Here is a 22,787-nt window from a genome sequence, read left to right on the forward strand (position 1 = left end):
TTTTTTGATTAGAATGATACGTTTAGCCCAAATACAAGGGTTCTTGCTTTTGGATAGTTGAAGTAGTCAATTCCAAAGGTTTGGATACCATCTATGGTCAAATTGGAATTGATTTCTGGGTCAAATCCGCTGTAATCCGTGATCACAAATAGATTTTGACCGGTCACTGACAAACGGATATTATTCACAAGACCTCCCAGTCCCACTACTTCGGGCTGAAGATTGTAACCCAATGTGGCGTTGTTCAACCTCAAGAAATCACCTTTTTCCAAATACCGTGTTGAAACGGAGTTTGAGTTGGTGATATCTTCATTGGGGAACTCGGAAGCCAAGCTTGTGGTGTTGAAATTGGACGCCAACAAACCTTTGGTAAACATGGACATTGCAGTGTGATTGTACACCATGTTTCCTGCCACCCCGTTAAAATTCAATCCTAGATCAAAATTCTTGTAGTTAAGATTGATGTAAAAAGCGTACACCACATCTGGCAAAGCACTTCCAACAACCCTGCGGTCTTCAGACAAAAGGCTAAGCCCATCATCTCCGATTCCCATAAACTCCTGCATGTAGTATGAACCGATGGCCTCTCCGTTGATGTTACCGTTGATCGTTGCATCTGTTTGCCCAGCACCTTGTGCGGCACCTGTAGTCAACACCGCGTAGGGTGAATTTTCCACGGTGTTGTTGGTGTAGGCAATGTTACCACCAATATTATAGGTAAAATCACCGCTGGCATCACTTCGGTAATCCAAGGCAAATTCAAAACCGCTGTTCTTAATCTGCATATCTGGAATGTTGGTCCAATACCTATCTGTAGGCTGAACAGGGTCGGTGGGCGTAACCTCCAACAAAATGTTCTCTGAAACCTTGTTGAAATAATCCAAGGTACCGGACAATCTGTTGTTGAAAAAGCCAAAATCAAGACCTATATCAGTTTGGGTGGAAACCTCCCATTGAATGTCTGGGTTGGCCAAACGGGTAAAGATGGTTCCGTATGGATAATCCTCAAGTGAGTCTTCGTCCCCATTGATAGGATAAGAATCGTTTCCATCCTTACTATCCGTGTAGCTCAATTTGGTAATCTTGGATGGGATTTCTTGATTTCCTGTTTTACCCCAGCTTGCTCTAAGTTTTAGGTTATTGATGGCATTGTTTGAACTCATGAAATCCTCGTTCATAATGTTCCAACCCAAAGCCACGGATGGGAAATATCCGTATTTGTTGTTACCTCCAAATTTTGAGGAACCATCAGCACGCATGGTGGCGGTCAAAAGATATCGATTATCGAATCCGTAGTTGACCCTTCCAAAGAACGATTGCAGCTCATTTTTCGTAGCAAAAGTGTTCATGTAGGTCTGTGTGTTCTCACCACTAATCTGATCTTGATATTTTGGGTCAATACCATTATCTGAAAAGCCTTCCAAATCAAACGCCTTTTGGTGCACATAGGTTTCTTGATAGGTATGTCCTGCCAAAATGGTGAAATTGTGCATATCGGTAGCGTAATTGTAGGTCAAGGTGTTTTCCACCAAAGAGTTTTTATTGGTGGTGTAAATGGAGTTCAACGAACCGTTGATGTATCCTTCCAACAAAGAATAAGGTTTGTACTGCACATCTCTTTCGGTTGAAGAATAATCAACCCCAAGATTCAATTTGTAAGTCAGTCCTTTTACAATTTCCAAAGAAGGTGCAATATTGGCCAGGATTCGGTGGTTAACGGCAGCATCACTATAAATCTGCTCACGTGTCAATGGGTTGAGTCTGTTCTCCAGTAAAACGGGTTCGCCATTCTCCCCATAAACTGGATACGTTGGGTTGAGTTGCAACATATCACCAACAATGGCCCTAGAATCTGGTCTTAGGTTTTCTGTTCTACTGGCCGTCATGTTGAACTCCACTTTAAAGCGATCGTTCAATGCTTTTTGGGTCAAGTTTACACGACCGGAGTATCTTTTTAGGTTACTTCCGCGCAATACCCCTTCTTGATCATTTACGCCAAGGGAACTGTGGTATGAAAATTTATCAGAAGCACCACTTACCGAAAAATTCACGTTGGTGGAAACACCGGTTCTGGTCAATTCATCTTGCCAGTTGGTGTTGGCACCGCCGTCATCCAAGTTACCTCCAGCAGCAACCACTTCCCTACGGAATTGATCGGCGCTGAATACATCGACCTCATTGGCCAAGGTTGAAAAACCGGTAGTAACGCTCAAATCCATTTGGGTTCTTCCAGCTTTTCCTTTTTTGGTGGTGATCACAATTACACCATTAGCGGCTCTTGCCCCATAAATGGCAGCGGCCGAGGCATCTTTAAGCACATCAATACTCTCTATATCCTGTGGATTGATGAAGTTCAATGGGTTCGAAGCAATTCCTGTACCTGTATTGTCCAGTGCAAATCCATCGATCACATAAAGAGGTGTGGTCCCGGAACGCAAACTACCTACACCACGGATGATTACATCCTGCGAGGCACCTGGCTCACCACTGGTGTTGGAAACGTTTACACCCACAACTTTACCTTGTAAAAGTTGACCTGGGTTGGCCACAATTCCTTTATTGAAATCTTCGCTGGCCACAGAAGCAATGGAACCCGTTACATCGGTTTTTCTTTGCGTACCATACCCAACTACGACGACATCATCCAACAATGTGGCATCGGAAAGCAATTGAATATTGATGGTAGTGCGACCGTTTACGGCTACTTCTTGCGGCTTGAATCCTAGGTAAGACACTTCAAGAACCGCATCATTTTCCACATCAATGGAAAAGTTTCCATCAAAATCGGTAATGGTACCGTTTGCAGTTCCCTTTTCAGCCACGGATGCTCCCGCCAACGGAACTCCGTACTCATCGGTAACGGTACCGGTAACGGTTACAAACTCCACTTCAACAACTCTTTTGGGAGCTTCGGGTTTTACGTCGATGGAAATGGTATGGTTGATTCTTCTAAAGGTTAGATTGGCATCTTTGGCCATCAATTCCAAAATGGAACGAAGAGAAACTCCATTGTAGGCAATGTCATAGGTTTTTTGCAACCTCTTTACTTTTCGGTCGTAGACAAACTTAAATTCCGTTTGTTCCTCTATTTGTTGCAACACCTCGATTACCGTGGCATCGTCAACCGAAAGGTTAACTTTAAAATTGTCCAATTTCTGCCCTCTGGCATCAGCGGCAAGCACTGGATTCAACAGTGCAAGGACAATCAGCAAGCAAAATGTTTGGAAAGTCAATTTGATAAATTGTTTAATAGTCAGTGAATTCATAATTTCACATAATGTTTAATGGTTATAAGAATTTGTAATTGTTAAACTGCCAGCAGTCTGTTTCCGCTCGCCAAAGTGTTGCAGACTGCTTTTTTTTGTAGAGGTTTATTTCATACGCTTTACATCTTTTTAGTTGGTTTATGTATTAGTCAGTGCATTTTCCTTTAATCAGTATTTTTTTGTCCCCCACATATTCGTATGCCAGTCCTTTTTTGGTAAATATGATGCTCTCCAATACCGCTGACAGCATTTCGTTGTCGTAACTGGCCGTAAGATGGCAACCGCCAAAATTTGGATTTTCAAAAACAAAGCTTACGCCATACCAGCGCTCCAAGGATTCCATCACCTTGTTGAGGGTAACATCTTCAAAATGCAACACGCCATTTTTCCAATGCAGGAATGCCTCAACATTGGTTTGTTCTTTTGAAATGCGCTTGGTCCCTTTGTCAAAAACGCCCTGTTCGTTGGGTCCCAATAGAACTTCCGCATCCTTTGAGGCCACTTTTACCTTACCGGTAGCGACCGTAACGGCTATTTGTTGATTTTCAGGGTAGGTGTTGACATTAAAGGAGGTTCCCAAAACCGTGGTGCTCACTTCTCCGGAGGTTATAATGAAGGGCTTGTTCGGATTCTTGGTAACGTTAAAAAAGGCTTCGCCAATAAGCTCCACTTCCCGCGTATTTCCTTCAAACCGATCTGGAAATTTGAGCGTACTCCCCGAATTCAATCGTACTTCGGTGCCGTCTGGCAGGGTAATGTTCATTTTTTTACCCCACTCCGTGGTTTTGACCATTTCTACAATAGGTTGCGGAGCAGGTTCCTGATGAAACTGGTTGTAGGTAAAATATCCTACGGACAGCAATAAGGCCAAGGTTGCGGCCATCCCCAACCATTTTTGAGCTCGGCTTTTTGGTTTTTGCTGGATTTGCTTGGCAAGTTTTCTTTTGATGTGACGCCTCTGGACATCACTTTGGACTGCTTGCTTTTGATTTCTTTTTAAAAGATTGCTGTCGAACTTTTCCAAAAGGGATTCCTCTCTTTTGGTAAGAGTACCCTCTAGGTATTTTTTCATCAATCTTTTAATGTCCTGTTCGGTCATTGTGTTCTCGTTTCACCTAAGAGTACCGGGAACACACACCTACGCACATCAAAAAAAGTGAAGTTGATGATTACTTAATGTTGTTAACCTTTAGGTAAAGAAACAGGGATTTAGAAGGAAAAAAACTTAACAATGGAAAGGTCCTTCCGAAGTTTTCTAAGGGCAAATGATATCTGATTTTCCACGGAACGCTGTGAAATATTCAATTTTTCGGCAATCTCGCGGTTGTTGATATGGTTTATCCGACTCAGTTTAAAAACTTCCTGACACCTTGCGGGGAGACTGGCAATAGTATCATGAATTCGGATGTACAATTCGTCCAAATCCTCCTCCATTTCAACTTCAGAAGCCACATAAACGGAATTGGCCGCCTCAATTTGGGTCTCGTTGAACTTTGTATCACGAAGGGTATTGTAGCACTTGTAGCGAATGGCCTTGTAAAGGTAGGGGCGTATCCGCTGAATATCCAAGTCTTCGCGGCGTTGCCAATAATCTATCCAAACTTCTTGGACCAAATCCTTTGCAATGGAGTCATCCATGATGAGCGCAGAGGCATAGGTATACATGGGTTCCCATAACAAATCAAACAGGGTATTGAACGCGTTCCTGTCCGAATTGCTTATTTGCCTGGCGAGCTTCTCCAGAGAAACCTTCTCGTTATAGCCTTCTCTCATCAGCACAAATTTCATAAAAATTCGTACGGACAGATATTATGATATTGTAAAGTTTCCGTGTTGAAAATGGCTTTTAATTAGCTAAAAGCACTTGTGCGCATCGACAGTATTTGGTCAGGGAATGGGATGAAATCGATTGGAAAACAAGAAAAATCCCTTAAATAGAAATAAAAGAAGGCAGCTTTTCCTTTTCTCCGATTGAAAAAGCCTTTTCCACTTTTGAATCGAACCCATGAAAGTTTCTTTGAAGTATGGAGAAAAGTGGTTCCGGTGTTTCTTCATTTATGGCAACAGCTCCATTTTTTGGGTCAACCTCCACCACAATCAGTGATTGGTACTGCACTAAATGCTCAACTTCTTTAATCAATATCTTGATGACCTGCAGTTGTACAGCGTATTCCAAGTTAAGTAGTTGTAGAGGCGTTGTTTTGTTGCTTCCTTCAGTGGATTTCCAATTGATTTTCACTGTTTCGTTTTTTGCGAAGTTAGGTAAACCGCCCGATTATTTTACAATTAAGAAACGTTAAATTAACATTGGTGCAACTTTAAAAAAGGACGGATACAGGGATGTGAAGGGTGTCAAATAAAAAAGCCTCCGATTACTCGAAGGCCTTTTCTTTTTCTGTGGGCGCTGAGGGGTTCGAACCCCCGACCCCCTCGGTGTAAACGAGGTGCTCTGAACCAGCTGAGCTAAGCGCCCTATTCCATTTTTCTCAAATGGAGTGCAAATATAGCATCCTTTTTCTGATACAAAAAAGAAAAAATCGAAAAAAATTATACTATTTCTGCTACAACAAATGTGCTGCCTCCTACATACACAAAATCATTGGTGTTTGCCTTAGCCAAAGCTGCTTTAAATCCGGCTTCTACCGAGTTGAAACTTTCACCTTCAATTCCTTGAGATTTAGCCAACTCCGATAACTGCCCAACTTCCATTCCTCTGGAAATATTTGGTTTTACGAAGTAATATTTGGCTTCCTTCGGAAAAAGTTTCAATACCGACGTAACATCTTTGTCATTTACAAATCCCAGCACCATATGAAGTTCGTCATACTTCTGTTTGGCTATCTGCTTCAGCACATAATGCAATCCTTCTTTATTATGGGCCGTGTCGCAAACAACCATTGGATTTTCCTGTAGAATCTGCCATCTCCCCATTAATCCTGTATTTTGGACAACTTTCTGCAATCCCGCTTCAATTGCTTTTTCCGAAACCTCAAATGCCTCCAATTGTTGAATTGCAGCAACCACCCCTCTACTATTCTGCTTTTGATAATCTCCGAGCAAATCCGTCTTATAGTTGTGCACTTCCAGTGTATCGGCAAAAACTATTTTTGATTGGAGTTGGTGGGCAATTAAAGTAAAAATCATCTCCGTTTCCGGTTGGCGCTCGCTGATGACCACGGGAACCCCAGGTTTGATAATTCCCGCCTTTTCCAAGGCTATTTTTTCTAATGTGTCGCCCAAAATATGGGTATGGTCCAACCCAATATTGGTGATAAGGGAAACTTCGGGAGTGATAATGTTTGTGGAATCCAGTCGTCCGCCCAATCCTACTTCTATTATGGCGATGTCTACCTTTTCCTCTACAAAATAGGTAAAGGCCATCCCCACCGTCATTTCAAAAAATGAAAGTTTTTTATATTCCAAAAAGGCCTTGTGTTCTGCAATAAAATCAACCACAAACGTTTCATTGACCATTTGACCATTGATTTTTATACGTTCCCGAAAATCCTTTAGATGTGGAGAAGTGTAGAGCCCCACTTTATAGCCCGCTTCCTGCAAAATGGACGCCAGCATGTGGCTCGAAGAACCTTTTCCATTGGTTCCGGCCACGTGAATGCTTTTAAATTTCTTCTCTGGATTTCCTAAAAGAGTGGAGAATTCAATGATGTTGTCCAGCTTGGCATTTAATGCCACAATACCTTTCTGCTGGTACATGGGGAGTTGTGAGAACATCCAATCCAGCGTCTCCTTATAGGTCACTATTGCCCCAGTTTAAAGTTGACCACAACAAAACCGATTTGCTGCGAAGGCGCATTGGAATCAGTATTCCATCGATGGCTAAGTGCTGTTTTTTTCGCGGGCTCCAAAAGGCATGGTGCTGTATTTGTGGTTCCCTTGACGCCTGGTACGGCATCAATCACCTTACCTGACCTATCAACGGTAATCCTAACCACAACACGTCCCTCCTCATTGCAATCTTGGCGTACTTTGCCACTATTGACCAATGACCTTCCATTGAGGCCATATCCTCCGCCTCCACTGCCACTTCCGGGTGTTCCATAATAGCTAGTGGCATAAGGATCACCATCAGGTTGTCCTTTATCGCCAGCCCTGTCATCATCGCCTTCGCTGCCAGTGGTCGTTCCATCAGATTGACCTATTCCGCCTATCAAAGCGTCCAAACTTTTCTTTTTGGCTTCTTGTTCTTGGCGTTTTTTCTCTTCAGCTTCTCTTTTTTCACGCTCAATACGTTCCGCTTCTTCCCGTACCTTTTTGGCCGCTTCATCTGCTTTGCGCTTGGCTTCTTGCTGTTGCTTTATAAGGATGGACTCCTCATTATCATTCGTCAAGACCTTTTCCACAGGTTCTGGTTCTTCTTGAACGGCTTTCTCCTGAGGTTGCTCTTGTGGAACTTGTTCTACCGGTTCCGAAACTACCTTTTGAGGCTCTGAACGTACCTTTTCCTTAGGTTGAACTTCACCACTACCAAAATCCATGGTTCCAAAGTTAACGGCTATCCCGTTTTCAATAGGTGGGTCCATATAGGTGAGTCCTATGTAAAAAAGCAATAGGAGCAGTACGCTCAACAGAAGAGTGGTGAGCGTAAATGATTTTTTCTTGTGTCTCGTGTCTAAAAATGGCATTATTTTGGCCGCACAGCCAAGATAACCTTGTAGTTGTTCCTATTGGCGATATCCATAACGTTGACCGCTTCTTTTATGGCTACGCTTTCTTCCGCCCGTAGGATAATAGTCGGCTTGTCTTGACCTTCAAGTGCCTTTTTTAATTCAATTTCAATGTATTCTTTGTTAATCTGCTCGTTGTTCACGAAATATTTCAGGTTCTTGTCTATGGTGACTGAAACATTCTGCGTATTGGTGGATTTTCCCTTGGCCTTTGGCAACAGCAAATCCAGAGCGTTGGGCGCGTTGGATGTCAACATGAAAAACACCAGCAACAGAAATACAATATCCGTCATAGACGACATACTGAAATCTGGACTGACTTTGTTTCTTCCTTTCAACTTCATATTGAAATCCTATATAGGTTCATTCAACAAATCCAAAAACTCTACGGCGTTGGCCTCCATTTTGTGCACCACTTTATCGGTTCGGTTCACCAAATGATTGTATCCGATATAGGCAATGATACCTACTACCAAACCTGCCACTGTTGTGGTCATGGCTGTATAAATACCGGATGCCAACGAACCCATTTCAGCCTGTCCACCGCTACTTGCCATTTCATGGAATGCCAAAATCATACCAATTACGGTTCCCAAGAAACCAATCATGGGCGCAGCTCCGGCTACGGTAGCCAATACACTCACGTTTTTCTCCAATTTGTAGACTTCCAGTGTTCCGGCATTTTCAATGGCAGTGGTAATGTCAGTCAACGGTTTTCCTATTCTGGAAACCCCTTTTTCGGTCAAACGTGCCACTGGAGAATCAGTTTGGGCACATAAGATTTTAGCTGCTTCCAACTTCCCATTCATGATGTGATCACGAATCTGGTTCATGAAGTTTTTGTCAATCTTGGATGCTGCCTTTATGGCAAAGATGCGTTCAAAATAAATGTAAAGTGCTACAAATAGAAGTACAAAAAGCACTAAAATAATTACAATGCTTCCTGTACCTCCATTAACGATAAGATCTATTACGGAAAGTGTTTTTTCTTCGGAAATAGAGGCCCCAGCCTCAACACCTTCCGCTACTTCTTGAAAAATAATCATATAAAATCCCCAATTTATTATGCAATAATAACGGAGATTTTTGAGCTAAAGTATTTTTTAGAACAAATTTCGCATTATCATGAAGCAAATGGCTCCAGCCAAAAAGCCGATCAAGGCCAACCATGAGATTTTTTTGAGATACCAGAAGAAATCTATCTTCTCCATACCCATGGCCACAACCCCAGCTGCTGAACCAATGATCAACATACTACCCCCTGTTCCGGCGGAGTACGCAATGAAGTGCCACAATTGGTCGTTCATGGGCTCAGAGAACATACCCAAACTGGCCGCAACCAATGGTACGTTATCAATTACCGCAGAACCTACACCTAGCAATAAAATTACCAAATCCGAAACATGGCTACTGGTCATTTCGGTACCCATTAAAGGCATTCCTTGCTTCAATCCTTCTGCAAAATTGAACAGCATCCCAAGGGATTCCAGAGCCGCAACTGCCATTAAAATACCCAAGAAGAATAAAATACTGGGTAATTCAATTTTGGTCAATGCACTATGTACTGGACTGTGGTGCGATGCGGCATCACTTTCCTCATCCACATTGGAAATTGAGAATTTTGAGCTACTATAAATCTCAGCAAAGGTAGACACTACCGCCAAGGATAGCATCATTCCCACATAAGGAGGCAAATGGGTAATCGTCTTAAAAATAGGCACGAAAATGATAGCTCCCAAACCTAGATATAGCATCGTCGCTCCAAATTTGGACTTGGAAGGTTCCTCATCCTCTACATCAATTTCCCCTTTGAAAACAGGCAAAAACGATGCGATAAGTGAAGGCACCACCATACATAACAAAGAAGGCAGCAACAAATGCTCAATAAGGTTAGCGGTTGTTACTTTCTTACCAATCCATAGCATGGTTGTGGTAACATCACCAATTGGTGACCAAGCACCTCCTGCATTGGCGGCAATAATTATTAAACCTGCATACCAAAGTCTAGTATCTCTGTCCTTGATAATTTTCTGAAGGATCGATATCAAAACGATTGTAGCGGTAAGGTTATCAATGATAGCAGAAAGCACAAAGGCCAAAAAGGAAAAAATCCAAAGGATTTTCTTTTTGCTTCGCGTCTTCACATAGGTCTTTATGGTAGCAAACCCATCAAAGTAATCTATGATTTCCACAATGGTCATGGCTCCCAACAGAAAGACCAAAATTTCTGAGGTCTTGCCCAAATGGTGCAACAAGGTCTCTTCAAGGAGCTCCAATTTCTCGGCATGGTTAAAGTTCCCAAAACCTTCCAACAAGGCATGCTCACTAGAATCGAACCAGCTGGTAAACCCATCAATCCCAAAGGACATCAGTGCCCACATTACAGCCATCATGGCCAATGCTGGAATAAGTTTGTCTATCTTTAAATTATGTTCGAGGGTTATTGCCAAATATCCAATGACAAAAATGACAATCAGAAGGGTCTCCATGTTAAGCTTGGTTTATTTTGTATTTTTTTTGAAGTAGTTCTCAATTGCGCTAAAGATATTCAAAATGAGTTTTTCCGCATAATCTTCACTTAATAAATTATTCTAAAAGAAAAAAAAGGGTTTATTAAATTCTTGAAAAACTTTGAATCATTCTCATTTATTGACATACTTTTATGTAAAATTGCCACCATAGAACTATATTTGCGCTATATTTTTGGTTATTTTTCAGTTTTATGGATTTCACACTTTCCGAAGAGCAGTTAATGATTCAGCAGGCAGCGAGAGATTTTGCCCGCAACGAACTTTTACCGGGGGTCATTGAAAGGGACGATGCACAAAAATTCCCTTTTGAATTGGTTCAAAAAATGGGCGAATTGGGTTTTATGGGCATGATGGTCAACGAAAAATACAACGGGAGCGGACTCGACACTCTTTCCTACGTTTTGGCCATGGAAGAGCTTTCAAAGGTCGATGCTTCTGCCTCAGTCATGGTTTCCGTAAACAACTCTCTGGTCTGTTGGGGATTGCAAACTTTTGGAACGGAAGCCCAAAAGGCAAAGTATTTGAGTCGACTGTCCACCGGCGAAATCATTGGCGCCTTCTGCCTTTCGGAACCCGAAGCGGGAAGCGACGCCACTTCGCAAAAAACCACCGCCATTGACAAAGGTGACCATTATATTCTTAACGGCACCAAAAACTGGATTACCAACGGGGGTAGCGCAGAGGTCTTTTTGGTCATTGCCCAAACCCATATTGAAAAAGGACATAAGGGCATCAACGCCCTGATTGTGGAAAAAGGCATGGAAGGTTTTGAGGTTGGTCCTAAGGAAAATAAACTGGGCATACGAGGAAGCGACACGCATTCCCTTATTTTCAATGATGTAAAAGTACCCAAAGAAAACCGTATTGGCGAAGACGGTTTTGGGTTTAAGTTCGCCATGAAAACCTTGGCCGGAGGACGAATTGGCATAGCCGCCCAAGCTCTGGGAATAGCTGCGGGCGCTTATGAACTTGCTTTAAAATACTCCAAAGAACGAAAGACGTTTGGAACTGAAATTGCCAATCATCAGGCCATCGCTTTTAAATTGGCAGATATGCATACCAAAATTCAGGCAGCCCGAAATCTAGTGTACCAAGCTGCCTGTGAAAAGGATGCTGGAAAAGATTACACGCTTTCAGGGGCAATGGCAAAATTATATGCCTCGGAAGTGGCCATGGAAACCACCATAGAAGCCGTGCAGATTCATGGAGGAAACGGGTTCGTAAAAGACTATCACGTAGAGCGGTTGATGCGGGATGCCAAGATTACCCAAATCTATGAGGGAACCTCGGAAATCCAAAAAATCGTCATATCCAGAAGCGTTTTAAAAGATTGAAAAATCAGCAATTTTCAACCACCCCCTCAAAAAAGGGACCTCTTGCTCCAAAATTTTGATTTTTTGCAAGTACTCCCCAAAATAGAGTGAGGTTTAAGAAAAATTTAAGACAAATCTAACCAACACCCCTCATTTTAATCTGGGTTATCGGAATTCCATAACTTCACTTTGTGATAATCATAATTTAACATTAGTAAAATTCTGATATTGAATATTTTTTAACCCTTCAATCATTACGTTGGTTTTTTATACGAGATTGATTGAAAACCCTGTTTTTTATTCATCAGATTTGATATTTTTGAAGAAATACCATAATGATGAAATTGGAAAAGCAAGGTTTATATCTACCCGAGTTTGAGCACGATAACTGTGGTGCTGGCTTCATTTGTAGCCTAAAAGGAAAAAAATCCAACGATATTATCCACAAAGCTCTTGAGATTTTGGATAAATTGGAACACCGTGGAGCTGTTAGTGCCGATGGTAAAACAGGTGATGGTGCAGGTATTTTGATTGATATCCCTCATGATTTTTTTGTCGAAGTATGCAAGTTTACACTACCTGAAGCCGGTGAATATGCCGTAGGTAACGTCTTTCTTCCCCAAAAAGAAAACCAGAGGGATTTCTGCATCTCTGTACTGGAAGAAAATATTGCAAAGCAAGGACTTCAGCTTTTGGGCTGGAGAGATGTTCCCGTAAATCGTTCCGTACCCGGAAGGATCGCAGCGGAAACTGAGCCCTATCTAAAACAGGTGTTTATTGCCAGGGGTGAGTCACTGGACGATTTCCAGTTCAATCTTAAACTGTTCATCGCTAGAAAAATTACCGAGCATACCATCATAGAAAGCAAGCTTTCCCAAAGCAAATTCTTTTATCTGCCCAGCCTTTCCACCAAAATCATCATTTTTAAAGGACTGTTAATGCCCAAGGATATCAGCAGGTACTATGAAGACCTTTTAGATCCAAGGGTAGTGACTCGTTTGGCTTTGGTACACCAAAGATTCTCCACCAACACCTTCCCTACTTGGGATTTGGCCCAACCGTTCCGCTACATGTGTCACAACGGGGAAATCAATACACTAAGAGGAAACGTTTCGCGCATGCGTTCCAGAGAAGAGCTCATGAAAAGCGAATGGTTTGGTGAGGACATCAAAAAAATATTGCCCGTTGTACTGCCCGGAAAATCAGACTCCGCCAGTATGGATATGGTAGTGGAATTATTGCTGATGACTGGCCGTTCCCTTCCAGAAATTATGATGATGTTGGTCCCCGAAGCATGGGAAAAGAACACAGAGATGTCTGAATCCAAAAAGGCATTCTACGAGTACAACTCTTGTTTAATGGAGCCTTGGGATGGTCCAGCTTCCATTCCTTTTACAGATGGAAATTACATTGGTGCTGTATTGGACCGAAACGGATTGCGTCCATCAAGATACTCCGTGACCAAAAAAGGATATGTGATTATGTCCTCTGAAACCGGGGTTTTGGAGCTTGATCCAGAAGATATTGAATTCCACGGGCGATTGGAGCCTGGTAAGATGTTCTTGGTGAATATGGAAGAGGGCCGAATTGTGAACGATGAGGAAATCAAGGAATCCATCGCCAAAAAACATCCGTATCAAAAATGGTTAAAAAATAATTTGGTACATCTTAGGGACATTCCTTATAATGATTGCCCCGTGTTCTTCGGTGAATTTCCATTGGATACCCGAAGGGCTGCTTTCGGATACACCTTGGAGGATATCAACACCATTATCATGCCCATGGCCGGAAGTGGCAAAGAGCCGATTGGCTCCATGGGTTCTGATACGCCAATTGCCGTATTGTCTGAGCGTCCACAGTTGATCTACAACTATTTCAAACAATTGTTCGCCCAAGTGACCAATCCACCGTTGGATGGTATCCGCGAGGAGTTGATTACGGACATCAGTCTTACATTGGGAAGTGATCAGAACATCTTTAACATCAATGAACTTCATTGTAGAAAACTCAAAATCCAAAATCCTGTAATTTCCAAAGAGGATTTGGATAAAATAAAAAATTACGACTCCAGCCCAGATTATAAGGTGGTCTCCATTTCCATGTTGTATGAAGTGGAAAAAGGCCACAACGGATTGGAAGAGGCCTTGGAGTCTATCCTTCAACAGGCGTTTGATGCCATTGATGAAGGAGCCAACATCATTATCTTATCCGATAGAATGGTGAGTACTGAAATGGCTGCTATTCCAGCATTGCTGGCCTGTTCTTACGTAAACAGCGGTTTGCGAAAGTTAGGCAAGCGTTCCAAGCTTAGTATCATTATTGAATCTGCGGAGCCAAGAGAAGTACATCATTTTGCCTTATTGTTTGGATTCGGTGCGAGTGCCATCAACCCATATTTGGTAAATGAAATTATCGGAGAGCAAATCCAAGAAAACAATATTACAGAATACACTTTTGAGGAAGCCATTAAAAATTACAACAAAGCCATTGGCAAAGGCATCCTTAAAGTGATGAACAAAATTGGGATTTCCACACTGAATTCGTATCGGGGATCTCAACTATTCGAATGCATTGGTATCAACACCAAAGTAGTGGACACGTATTTCCCCAACACGCCTACGCGTATTCAGGGAATTGGCCTGTATGAAATTGAGAAGGAAATAGCCAAACGTCACAAAAAAGCATTCAAAACCCAGGAATTAGCGGCCAATCTGGATATTGAGATTGGTGGTGAGTACCGTTGGAGAAGAAATGGCGAAAAGCACATGTTCAATCCGTTGACTATCGCCAAACTTCAAAAATCGGTGCGCGATAACGAGCCGGAAACTTACAAGGAGTATTCCCAATTGGTGAATGAGCAGTCTAAAAACCTAATGACCATCCGTGGATTGTTCGAGTTTTCGAACTATGACCCCATTCCACTTGAAGAAGTTGAGCCTTGGACCGAAATCGTAAAACGGTTCAAGACGGGCGCAATGTCCTACGGAAGTATCAGTAAGGAGGCCCATGAAAATCTTGCGATTGCCATGAACCGAATTGGCGGAAAGAGCAATTCAGGTGAAGGCGGTGAGGATCCGGTTCGTTTTTATAGAAGTCAAACAGGCGATTGGAAAAACAGTGCCATCAAACAGGTGGCATCGGGTAGATTTGGGGTTACGTCCAACTACCTTACCAACGCACAAGAGATACAAATTAAAATGGCGCAGGGTGCCAAACCAGGAGAAGGTGGTCAATTGCCTGGTCCAAAGGTGAATCCTGCCATTGCCAAAACAAGGAATTCAACGCCGTATGTAGGTTTGATTTCTCCTCCACCGCACCACGACATTTATTCCATTGAGGATTTATCCCAATTGATTTATGACCTTAAATCAGCGAACAGGGATGCTAGGATCAATGTAAAATTGGTTTCTGAAGTTGGAGTAGGTACTGTTGCTGCCGGGGTATCCAAAGCCAAGGCCGATGTCATCCTTATCTCCGGTTTTGATGGAGGTACAGGAGCATCACCTTTGACTTCCCTAAAACATGCTGGCCTTCCATGGGAATTGGGAATCGCAGAGGCCCAGCAAACTTTGGTGCTCAACGATTTGAGAAACCGTGTGGTTTTGGAGTGCGATGGTCAATTGAAAACCGGTCGGGATGTTGCCGTGGCCTGTTTGTTGGGGGCGGAAGAATTTGGTTTTGCCACCGCACCTTTGGTAGCTTCCGGATGTATTATGATGCGAGTTTGCCACTTGAATACATGTCCTGTAGGTATCGCAACGCAAAATCCAGAGTTACGTAAAAAGTTCAAAGGAAAGCCAGAACACGTGGTCAATTACATGTACTTCGTGGCACAAGAACTTCGTGAAATTATGGCGAAACTTGGTTTCCGCACCATCAATGAAATGGTAGGACAAGTTCAAAAACTCGACAGGAACAAGGCAATTGAACATTACAAAGCCGCTGGAATTGATTTGAGTCCAATCTTGTATCAAATTGATGTTCCCGAAGGGACCAAACTATACAACACGGAAAAGCAAGAGCATGATATCAGTAAATCCATTGAGTTTGATATCATAGCCAAGGCCCACCCAGCATTGTTTAGAAAGGAAAAGACATCTTTGGATTTTCCAATTCATAACACAGACAGATCGGTAGGCGCCATCATCAGCAACGAAATTTCAAAAATTTATGGGGCCGAAGGCCTTCCAGACAATACGTTGAAATTAAACTTCACCGGTTCTGCCGGACAAAGTTTTGGGGCGTTTGCCACCAAGGGACTTACCATGATCGTAAATGGAAACACGAACGATTATCTGGGCAAAGGACTGTCTGGAGCCAAATTGATCGTGAAAGTTCCGTTTAAATCCACCTTCAAGCCAGAGGAGAATATCATTATCGGTAACGTAGCTCTTTATGGGGCCACTTCGGGTGAGGCGTACATCAATGGTAAAGCAGGTGAGCGTTTCTGTGTACGGAATTCAGGAGCCAAAGCGGTTGTTGAAGGTATCGGAGACCACGGATGTGAGTACATGACCGGTGGTGTGGCGGTAATCCTAGGTGCAGTTGGAAGAAACTTTGGAGCAGGAATGAGTGGTGGTATCGCCTTCGTTTTGAACAAAGATGGTTCTTTTGAGAAGCGATGCAACGGTGCAGAATTGAATCTGCTTCCTGTTGAAGAAGATAATGATGTAAAACAATTGAAAGAGCTCATTGAAAACCATTACAATGCCACATTGAGCCCATTGGCGCAGGAAATTTTGGAAAAATGGGAAGAATACCTGCCAAAATTCATTAAAGTATTCCCAGAAGAATACCGACAAGCGCTAATTCGATTGGAACAAGAAAAAATGCAAACCTTATAATTTGAGACATGGGAAAGACTACTGGATTTATGGAATTTGACAGAAAGGACGAAGCATACGCCCCGGTCAAAGAACGTATCAAAAACTATAAGGAATTTACAAAACCTCTTAAAGAAGGAGAATTACGGAACCAAGGTGCCCGTTGCATGGATTGCGGTATCCCTTTTTGCCACAGTGGTTGTCCATTGGGCAATCTAATTCCAGATTTTAACGATGCCGTTTATCAAGGAAAATGGGAAAAGGCAGCTAAAATATTGCACTCCACCAACAACTTCCCGGAATTCACGGGCAGATTGTGTCCTGCACCCTGCGAAGAAGCTTGTGTTTTGGGTATCAACGAACCTCCCGTTTCCATAGAGAACATCGAGAAAAATATTGTTGAGACCGCTTTTAAAAATGGATGGATCACACCGGAGCCACCTGCCAAAAGAACAGGAAAAACGGTTGCTGTTATTGGTTCCGGGCCTGCTGGATTGGCTGCTGCCCAACAACTTAATCGTGCCGGGCACGAAGTGACTGTATTTGAACGTGATGAAAAAGTTGGTGGCCTGCTACGTTATGGTATTCCCGATTTTAAAATGGAAAAAAATGTCATCGATAGACGTCTTGAGGTGATGGAAAAAGAAGGCATTCAATTTAAAACCGGTGTCCATATTGGGGTTGATGTAAGTGCGAAGGATTTACAAAAAGAATTTGATGCCTTGGTACTCTGTGGTGGTGCTACTGTACGAAGAAATCTACCCATTCCAGGTTCAGATTTGAAAGGAGTGACCCAAGCCATGGACTTCTTGCCACAAAACAACCGCAAGGTAGATGGTATCCCCTATGAAGGAGAAGAATTGACCGCTAAAGGCAAAAAAGTAATTGTTATTGGTGGTGGTGATACTGGTTCGGATTGTATTGGAACATCCATTAGACACGGAGCGGTTTCCGTGACCAACTTTGAAATTATGCCCAAAGGAACCCCAGACCGTCCTGAAGGACAGCCATGGCCTTTCTGGCCGATGCGTTTGCGTACCAGTTCTTCACACAAAGAAGGTGCCGAGCGTGTTTTTAGCATCTCTACCAAAAAGTTTGTAGGTGATGACAAAGGCAATCTAAAAGGTTTGGTCACTTCGGAAGTGGTTTGGGAAACAAAGCCCGGTCAACGTCCAGTTTTAAAGGAAGTGGAAGGCTCCGAAAAAGAATGGGAATGTGATTTGGCCTTGTTGGCCCTTGGGTTTACAGGTTCCGAAACCTCAATTTCTGACCAATTGGGATTGGAAATGGATCCAAGAACCAACATCAAGGCTTCACCAGCAGATTATAAAACCAATGTGCCCGGTGTATTTGTGGCCGGCGACCAGAGAAGAGGCCAGTCATTGATTGTATGGGCCATTTCTGAAGGAAGACAGGCGGCATACCACGTGGACACTTATTTAATGGGAAAATCCGATTTGCCTCTTAAGGGAGACGGAGATTTACCCCGAGTTTAAGATAAATCCCCTCCTAAACAAACGCAGAACTCCCCGAACTTTTGGTTTAGGGAGTTTTTTTTATGCCTTTCAACTTTATGGGTAAAGTGATGACTACCTGAGTGCCGGAACTATTGGATTGCAACTCATACAAATCAGTGATTTTAATAGTTCCCTTTCTCGAATATTTCTTTGAAAAATGTTCCAGTCGTTCACGTGATAGGGAAATGCCGACTGAGTCATTTTTATGCACTTTTCGCTCTTTGATTTTCCTGGATTTTAGCAGTCCAATGCCGTTATCTTTAATTTCAATTTGTATTTGGGAATCGCTAGGTTTGTGTATGGCTATTTGAAGTTGCATATCGTTCTTCTTTGGGGACAATCCATGCCAAATGGCATTTTCCAAAAAGGGCTGCAACAACAGTGAAGGTATTTTTAATCCGTTTGGTGAGATTTCTGTATCAACCTGAATACTAAATGCAATTTCTTGGTTAAACCGAAGATTTTCAATGTTCACATAAAGTTCCATGGTCTCCAGCTCATCGGCCAAACTGGATTCCTTTTCCATGGTTGAAGCCAAAATTCGCCGTATTAATTTGGCAAACTTGTTCATATAGTAAACCGCCTTCTCCTTGTCGTTATCAATGATGTACCGTTTAATGGAGTTCAACGAATTAAAGATGAAGTGCGGGTTCATCTGGCTTCGTAATGCCAACAGTTTGAGTTCGGCCAGTTGCTTATCATACTGTGTTTTAAGGCCCTTTAGTCGTTCTGCTTCGGCCTTAATTTCCATCGCCTTCACATTTTCTTCCAACTGTGTCTGTACCTTCAACCGAAGCTCTTCATTCTCCTTAAACTGGGTGATCAGTCTTTCTTGGGAACGATTGCGTTCATCCAAAATCAATTTTTGTTTATGCCCCAATCCCAAAGAAAAAAGAACATTCTCCAAAATATAACCTGTGTATAAAATGCTATAAGCCGCCTCAATCGACATACCTGCTCCTTCCAAACCTTCATAAATCACTAATGAAATCACAGAAAAAACAAACAAAATCATAGACCCAATGATTAAATAATATTTGACAGGGCTTCGCATCTTAAAAAATGGGATATAGGTAATAATCCCCAAAATGCTCATCAAAACTGTGAATATCAAATACCCAAAATCCAAATAAAAGTAATCACCAGTGAACATGTAAATAACCAGTTTGAGCACGCAAAAACCAATTACCACATATAAAATCTTGAAGCAGGTATTGTGCCATTTGGGAAACTGCTCCTTGACATTCAAAAATTTAAAGGCAAAAACAAAATAGAGAATATAATAGGCCTCAGTATAGACCATCGGATAGTTCACAACAATTTCTATTGGGTATAAGAGTTGAAATAAAAATCCGTCTGGAATGTGAATTAATTGGGACAGGATTATAAAAAAAGTATACCCACTGTAATACAAATACAACGTATCCTTCTGTTGAAAATACAAAAGAAAGTGGTATACGGTAAGACTAAAAAGAAACCCCAGGGTAAAGGTGAGGAAACCATTTTGGAATGGATAATAATAAAAGTATTCCAGATAACTTTGTTCCAATACCCCCTCAGCCATTTAATAGTTGCAACAATTCTCCCTTTTTGGATCGGGACACGGGTACATGGGTACCATCACAAAGCACAAGGTATTGCCCATCCTGATTCACAAATTCCGTGATGGCATTCAACCGTGTTACATAAGAATTATGTACCCTATAGAATCCTTTCCCCAACATATCTTCCAAATCCTTCAATCGCTTACTGAATACCTCTTTTCCACCATTTTCAAAGAAAACTTCGGTGTAGTTTCCATCCGATTTACAGTACAGTATATCATTACGATCTACATAAAGCGTTTTTCCCGCCATGGGCAGCGCCATTCGCTTTTCCTCAGCATCCCGCCATTCTTCAAACAAGCCCTTTAACTCCGAGCCTAATATATTTTTTTGCTTGTTGGCCCTAATCCTGTCAATAGCCTCGATTAAATCATCCGAATCCACAGGCTTTAACAGGTAATCCATAGCATGCTGCCGAAATGCTTTTATGGCATAATTGTCGTACGCAGAGGTAATGATCAGGTCAAAACTTCTGTATTTGAGCATGTTCAACATTTCAAAACCATCCATTTCAGGCATTTCAATATCAAGGAACACGCAATCTGGCTTTAAATAGTTGATAGCGGAGATAGCCTCAACAGGGTCGGTAAAAGTGTCCAATACCTTCACATCCGTACAGAATCGTTCAATTTCCCATTTAAGGTTCTTGATGGCATTAAACTCATCATCAACAATAATGGCCTTGATCATTTTGGTTTAGTTAAGTCTTTTAAAGATAATCATTTACCCCTCAATCCCTGAAGCAATCACATAATTGGACCATTTGGACACATAACCGGGCACATATAACCAAGAATTGGATATTTTCTATCCATAACTCAAATTTTACCAATTATAAAATATTGTTTTTCAAATACATACCAATTCAGTACATTGATATAATCTGTTCCAAAAACCAACATTCCATTTTTAGATTTGGAATAGTTCTCCCCAGAATCTATTTGAATCAAACTATTGACTTGGCAATATTCTGAATGATAGAACAATTGTCAAATCAATTGAAACCAAAACAACTAATAACGCATTCCTATGAGAACACCACTATTACTATCACTACTAATTTTACTGATTGCCTCGTGTAAACCAAAAGAAAAAAATAATTCCACTGAAGAATTTGAAACCGCCAAAATTTCACCCTTAAAAATGGGAGAGGTCAGTATCTTGACCAAAAGCATGGAATTCTTCTCTGCTGACACCCTTTATTCGGGCTGGAATACCTTGGTCTATGAGAACCAATCTCCCGAAGTACATTTTGTGCTCCTTGATTTGTATCCAGAAGGCAAAACGGTCATGGATACCAAGGCCGAAGTACTGCCTCCCTTTGACGAGGGCATGAAATTGATCATGGAAGGCGACATGGAGAATGCCGTAGCCGCTTTTGGCAAGTTGCCGGAGTGGTTTCAACAGATAACATTTATGGGAGGCACTGGTTTTATTTCTCCCCAATATACCGCCAAGAGCACAGTGTATCTGGAACCCGGTACCTACGTTATGGAATGTTATGTGAAAATGTTCAATGGGGAATGGCATACCTCACATGGCATGTTAAAAGAGGTAATTGTAAAAGAGGAAAGTACTGAACTACAACCTCCAACACCCACGGTTACGGTAGAAATTTCTAGTATAGACGGTATTGTACTCCGCGATAGCATCATGTCTGGAAAGCAAGTTATCCGAACCAACTTTTTAGATCAAAAAATTTGGGAGCATTTTGTGGGTCATGACATAAACCTTGTAAAATACGAGGATGGCGCTTCATTGGATTCCCTGATTCAATGGATGAACTGGATGAACCCTGATGGATTACGTACCCCTGCACCTGAAGGATTTACATTTTTGGGCGGCATGAATAATCTTTCTGGAGGATCACACGGCTTTTTCGAAGCAGATTTGAGCCCAGGAAATTATGTGCTCATCTCCGAAGTACCAGCAGTTGACCAGAAAAAGCTGATGCACACTTTTACCATAGAACCTTAAAATCAAGGAGATGAAAAGCAGATACATCATTACCGTTCTACTGTTATTTCTAGGAGCCCAAACGCAGGCCCAATTTCTCAAAAAACTCAAAAAGAAAGCAGAACAAGCCGCAGAACGTACCATACTAAATCGGACTGATGAAGAAGTATCCAAGGGAACCGATGAAAGTATTGACGCCATATCGGGCAAAGGAGATGGCTCTAAGAACAATGATGATGGAGCCGAGCCAAAGGTCACTTCTTACGAAAATCCTTCAAAAAGCATAAACACAGCGGCGAAACGCGCCTTTTACACAGCCGATGTGATTGTGGAAACTTATGACGATGAGAAGCAATCCTCAACAACCAGTTATTTTGATTCCGATGAGTTGGCCATGAAAATGATTTGGACCGATCAAAATACAGGTAAACCTGCCCATGCCTTCAATGATAGTGAGGGGTATTTTATTTCCTATAATGAACATGAGGGACGTTATGAAAAATCGAACCTTCTTTCTCTTGGAGCCATGTCCATGATGGCACCCACCATGATCATCAGTGCTTATAAACTTCCTATGGACCGATTTATGGAGGTGACCGAAGAGTTCAGAGACAAAGATTTAAAAATCAATGCTTTCATGCTGGTTGAATTTGCCTTTATCTATTCCCCAGATGATTTTGGAAATGGAGATTATGAAGAATTCACCACTCCTTGCCGCGGAAGTGCCAATTGCACAAAATTCAATGTAACCGCGGAAGGTTATGAGGGAAGCTATATTCTATTTGATGGAGAAGATCGCTTGGCAGAAATCAAAATCAACATGAAGGACAATCCCAACTTTGGGTCAGGGGAAGGTTATGTGAAATTTATGTATGAAGACTGCGAAGTGAATCTACCTGCTGCCTTTGAAAAGAAAATGTTAGGACAAGATATTATTGAAATGGGATTAGATCCTTCTAAAAACTAAAGTTGTCCGCCACTCAAAAGGAAATTATAAACACCAAGGCCATAATTTTGGCCATAAAAAAAGCCCCTCACTTATCGTGAGGGGCTTTCGAGGAAGGCGGCTACCTACTCTCCCACCTGGTGTGG

Annotated in this window: 16 protein-coding genes and 1 tRNA gene; 5 read left to right on the forward strand and 12 right to left on the reverse strand. The window is 42.0% G+C overall.

Annotated elements, in window-relative coordinates; translation table 11 throughout:
- Positions 1-8: 8 nt before the first annotated feature.
- The 10 genes from ACFSJE_RS18120 to nhaD form a co-directional block, all read right to left on the reverse strand.
- Positions 9-3,212: a SusC/RagA family TonB-linked outer membrane protein gene (locus ACFSJE_RS18120; RefSeq protein WP_379832280.1), complete on the reverse strand. Its 3,204-nt coding sequence runs from the start codon at positions 3,210-3,212 to the stop codon at positions 9-11.
- Positions 3,213-3,411: 199 nt separating this feature from the next.
- Positions 3,412-4,365, reverse strand: coding sequence for a FecR family protein (locus tag ACFSJE_RS18125; protein ID WP_379832281.1), 954 nt, complete (start codon positions 4,363-4,365; stop codon positions 3,412-3,414).
- Between the two features lie 110 nt (positions 4,366-4,475).
- A complete protein-coding gene (locus ACFSJE_RS18130; protein WP_379832282.1) occupies positions 4,476-5,039 on the reverse strand; it encodes an RNA polymerase sigma-70 factor in 564 nt (187 codons plus the stop codon).
- Positions 5,040-5,196: 157 nt separating this feature from the next.
- Entirely contained in the window at positions 5,197-5,505 is a 309-nt protein-coding gene (locus ACFSJE_RS18135; RefSeq protein WP_379832283.1) for a hypothetical protein, read from the reverse strand.
- Positions 5,506-5,664: 159 nt separating this feature from the next.
- Positions 5,665-5,739, reverse strand: a tRNA-Val gene (locus ACFSJE_RS18140).
- A gap of 74 nt (positions 5,740-5,813) precedes the next feature.
- Entirely contained in the window at positions 5,814-7,025 is a 1,212-nt protein-coding gene (locus tag ACFSJE_RS18145; RefSeq protein ID WP_379832284.1) for a bifunctional folylpolyglutamate synthase/dihydrofolate synthase, read from the reverse strand.
- Positions 7,025-7,909 (reverse strand): energy transducer TonB, encoded by an 885-nt coding sequence (locus ACFSJE_RS18150; RefSeq protein ID WP_379832285.1) that lies wholly within the window; start codon positions 7,907-7,909, stop codon positions 7,025-7,027. The genes ACFSJE_RS18145 and ACFSJE_RS18150 overlap by 1 nt, the downstream gene beginning before the upstream one ends.
- Positions 7,909-8,295: an ExbD/TolR family protein gene (locus ACFSJE_RS18155; protein ID WP_379832286.1), complete on the reverse strand. Its 387-nt coding sequence runs from the start codon at positions 8,293-8,295 to the stop codon at positions 7,909-7,911. Before ACFSJE_RS18155 ends, ACFSJE_RS18150 begins: the two co-directional genes overlap by 1 nt.
- Positions 8,296-8,304: 9 nt before the next feature.
- Positions 8,305-8,997 carry a MotA/TolQ/ExbB proton channel family protein gene (locus ACFSJE_RS18160; RefSeq protein ID WP_379832287.1) on the reverse strand — a complete coding sequence of 231 codons (693 nt, stop codon included), beginning with the start codon at positions 8,995-8,997 and terminating at the stop codon, positions 8,305-8,307.
- Between the two features lie 57 nt (positions 8,998-9,054).
- On the reverse strand, positions 9,055-10,440 hold the full coding sequence (nhaD, locus tag ACFSJE_RS18165) for a sodium:proton antiporter NhaD (protein ID WP_379832288.1): 1,386 nt from the start codon (positions 10,438-10,440) through the stop codon (positions 9,055-9,057).
- A 233-nt stretch (positions 10,441-10,673) separates the two neighbouring features.
- On the opposite strand from nhaD, the gene ACFSJE_RS18170 reads away from it, so the two are divergent.
- From ACFSJE_RS18170 to ACFSJE_RS18180, 3 genes are all read left to right on the forward strand, one after another.
- Positions 10,674-11,816, forward strand: a complete 1,143-nt coding sequence (locus ACFSJE_RS18170; protein WP_379832289.1) for an acyl-CoA dehydrogenase — start codon at positions 10,674-10,676, stop codon at positions 11,814-11,816.
- 317 nt (positions 11,817-12,133) lie between these two features.
- Positions 12,134-16,639: a glutamate synthase large subunit gene (gltB, locus tag ACFSJE_RS18175; RefSeq protein WP_379832290.1), complete on the forward strand. Its 4,506-nt coding sequence runs from the start codon at positions 12,134-12,136 to the stop codon at positions 16,637-16,639.
- Positions 16,640-16,647: 8 nt separating this feature from the next.
- Complete coding sequence (locus ACFSJE_RS18180; RefSeq protein WP_379832291.1) at positions 16,648-18,114, forward strand: glutamate synthase subunit beta; 1,467 nt, start codon at positions 16,648-16,650, stop codon at positions 18,112-18,114.
- Between the two features lie 46 nt (positions 18,115-18,160).
- Here the strand turns inward: ACFSJE_RS18180 and ACFSJE_RS18185 are convergent, their stop codons facing one another.
- Together ACFSJE_RS18185 and ACFSJE_RS18190 are read right to left on the reverse strand one after the other, a co-directional pair.
- The gene (locus ACFSJE_RS18185) at positions 18,161-19,699 is read right to left on the reverse strand and encodes a sensor histidine kinase (RefSeq protein WP_379832293.1); all 1,539 of its coding nucleotides are present in this window, start codon (positions 19,697-19,699) and stop codon (positions 18,161-18,163) included.
- The gene (locus tag ACFSJE_RS18190) at positions 19,692-20,429 is read right to left on the reverse strand and encodes a LytR/AlgR family response regulator transcription factor (RefSeq protein WP_379832294.1); all 738 of its coding nucleotides are present in this window, start codon (positions 20,427-20,429) and stop codon (positions 19,692-19,694) included. The genes ACFSJE_RS18185 and ACFSJE_RS18190 overlap by 8 nt, the downstream gene beginning before the upstream one ends.
- Before the next feature lie 339 nt (positions 20,430-20,768).
- Between ACFSJE_RS18190 and ACFSJE_RS18195 the strand changes: the two genes are divergently transcribed.
- Positions 20,769-21,716, forward strand: coding sequence for a hypothetical protein (locus ACFSJE_RS18195; RefSeq protein ID WP_379832295.1), 948 nt, complete (start codon positions 20,769-20,771; stop codon positions 21,714-21,716).
- A 10-nt stretch (positions 21,717-21,726) separates the two neighbouring features.
- Positions 21,727-22,662 carry a hypothetical protein gene (locus ACFSJE_RS18200; protein WP_379832296.1) on the forward strand — a complete coding sequence of 312 codons (936 nt, stop codon included), beginning with the start codon at positions 21,727-21,729 and terminating at the stop codon, positions 22,660-22,662.
- Positions 22,663-22,787: the final 125 nt, after the last annotated feature.

The organism is Flagellimonas iocasae (assembly GCF_042682725.1).
Lineage (GTDB): Bacteria > Bacteroidota > Bacteroidia > Flavobacteriales > Flavobacteriaceae > Flagellimonas > Flagellimonas iocasae.

What these genes read in the sequence shown, in the direction of transcription:
- gltB (WP_379832290.1), top strand. Translation starts at nt 12,134, where the DNA reads ATGAAATTGGAAAAGCAAGGTTTATATCTACCCGAGTTTGAGCACGAT.
- nhaD (WP_379832288.1), bottom strand. Translation starts at nt 10,440, where the DNA reads ATGGAGACCCTTCTGATTGTCATTTTTGTCATTGGATATTTGGCAATA.
- ACFSJE_RS18125 (WP_379832281.1), bottom strand. Translation starts at nt 4,365, where the DNA reads ATGACCGAACAGGACATTAAAAGATTGATGAAAAAATACCTAGAGGGT.
- ACFSJE_RS18180 (WP_379832291.1), top strand. Translation starts at nt 16,648, where the DNA reads ATGGGAAAGACTACTGGATTTATGGAATTTGACAGAAAGGACGAAGCA.
- ACFSJE_RS18150 (WP_379832285.1), bottom strand. Translation starts at nt 7,909, where the DNA reads ATGCCATTTTTAGACACGAGACACAAGAAAAAATCATTTACGCTCACC.
- ACFSJE_RS18200 (WP_379832296.1), top strand. Translation starts at nt 21,727, where the DNA reads ATGAAAAGCAGATACATCATTACCGTTCTACTGTTATTTCTAGGAGCC.
- ACFSJE_RS18195 (WP_379832295.1), top strand. Translation starts at nt 20,769, where the DNA reads ATGAGAACACCACTATTACTATCACTACTAATTTTACTGATTGCCTCG.
- ACFSJE_RS18155 (WP_379832286.1), bottom strand. Translation starts at nt 8,295, where the DNA reads ATGAAGTTGAAAGGAAGAAACAAAGTCAGTCCAGATTTCAGTATGTCG.
- ACFSJE_RS18170 (WP_379832289.1), top strand. Translation starts at nt 10,674, where the DNA reads ATGGATTTCACACTTTCCGAAGAGCAGTTAATGATTCAGCAGGCAGCG.
- ACFSJE_RS18130 (WP_379832282.1), bottom strand. Translation starts at nt 5,039, where the DNA reads ATGAGAGAAGGCTATAACGAGAAGGTTTCTCTGGAGAAGCTCGCCAGG.
- ACFSJE_RS18190 (WP_379832294.1), bottom strand. Translation starts at nt 20,429, where the DNA reads ATGATCAAGGCCATTATTGTTGATGATGAGTTTAATGCCATCAAGAAC.
- ACFSJE_RS18185 (WP_379832293.1), bottom strand. Translation starts at nt 19,699, where the DNA reads ATGGCTGAGGGGGTATTGGAACAAAGTTATCTGGAATACTTTTATTAT.
- ACFSJE_RS18160 (WP_379832287.1), bottom strand. Translation starts at nt 8,997, where the DNA reads ATGATTATTTTTCAAGAAGTAGCGGAAGGTGTTGAGGCTGGGGCCTCT.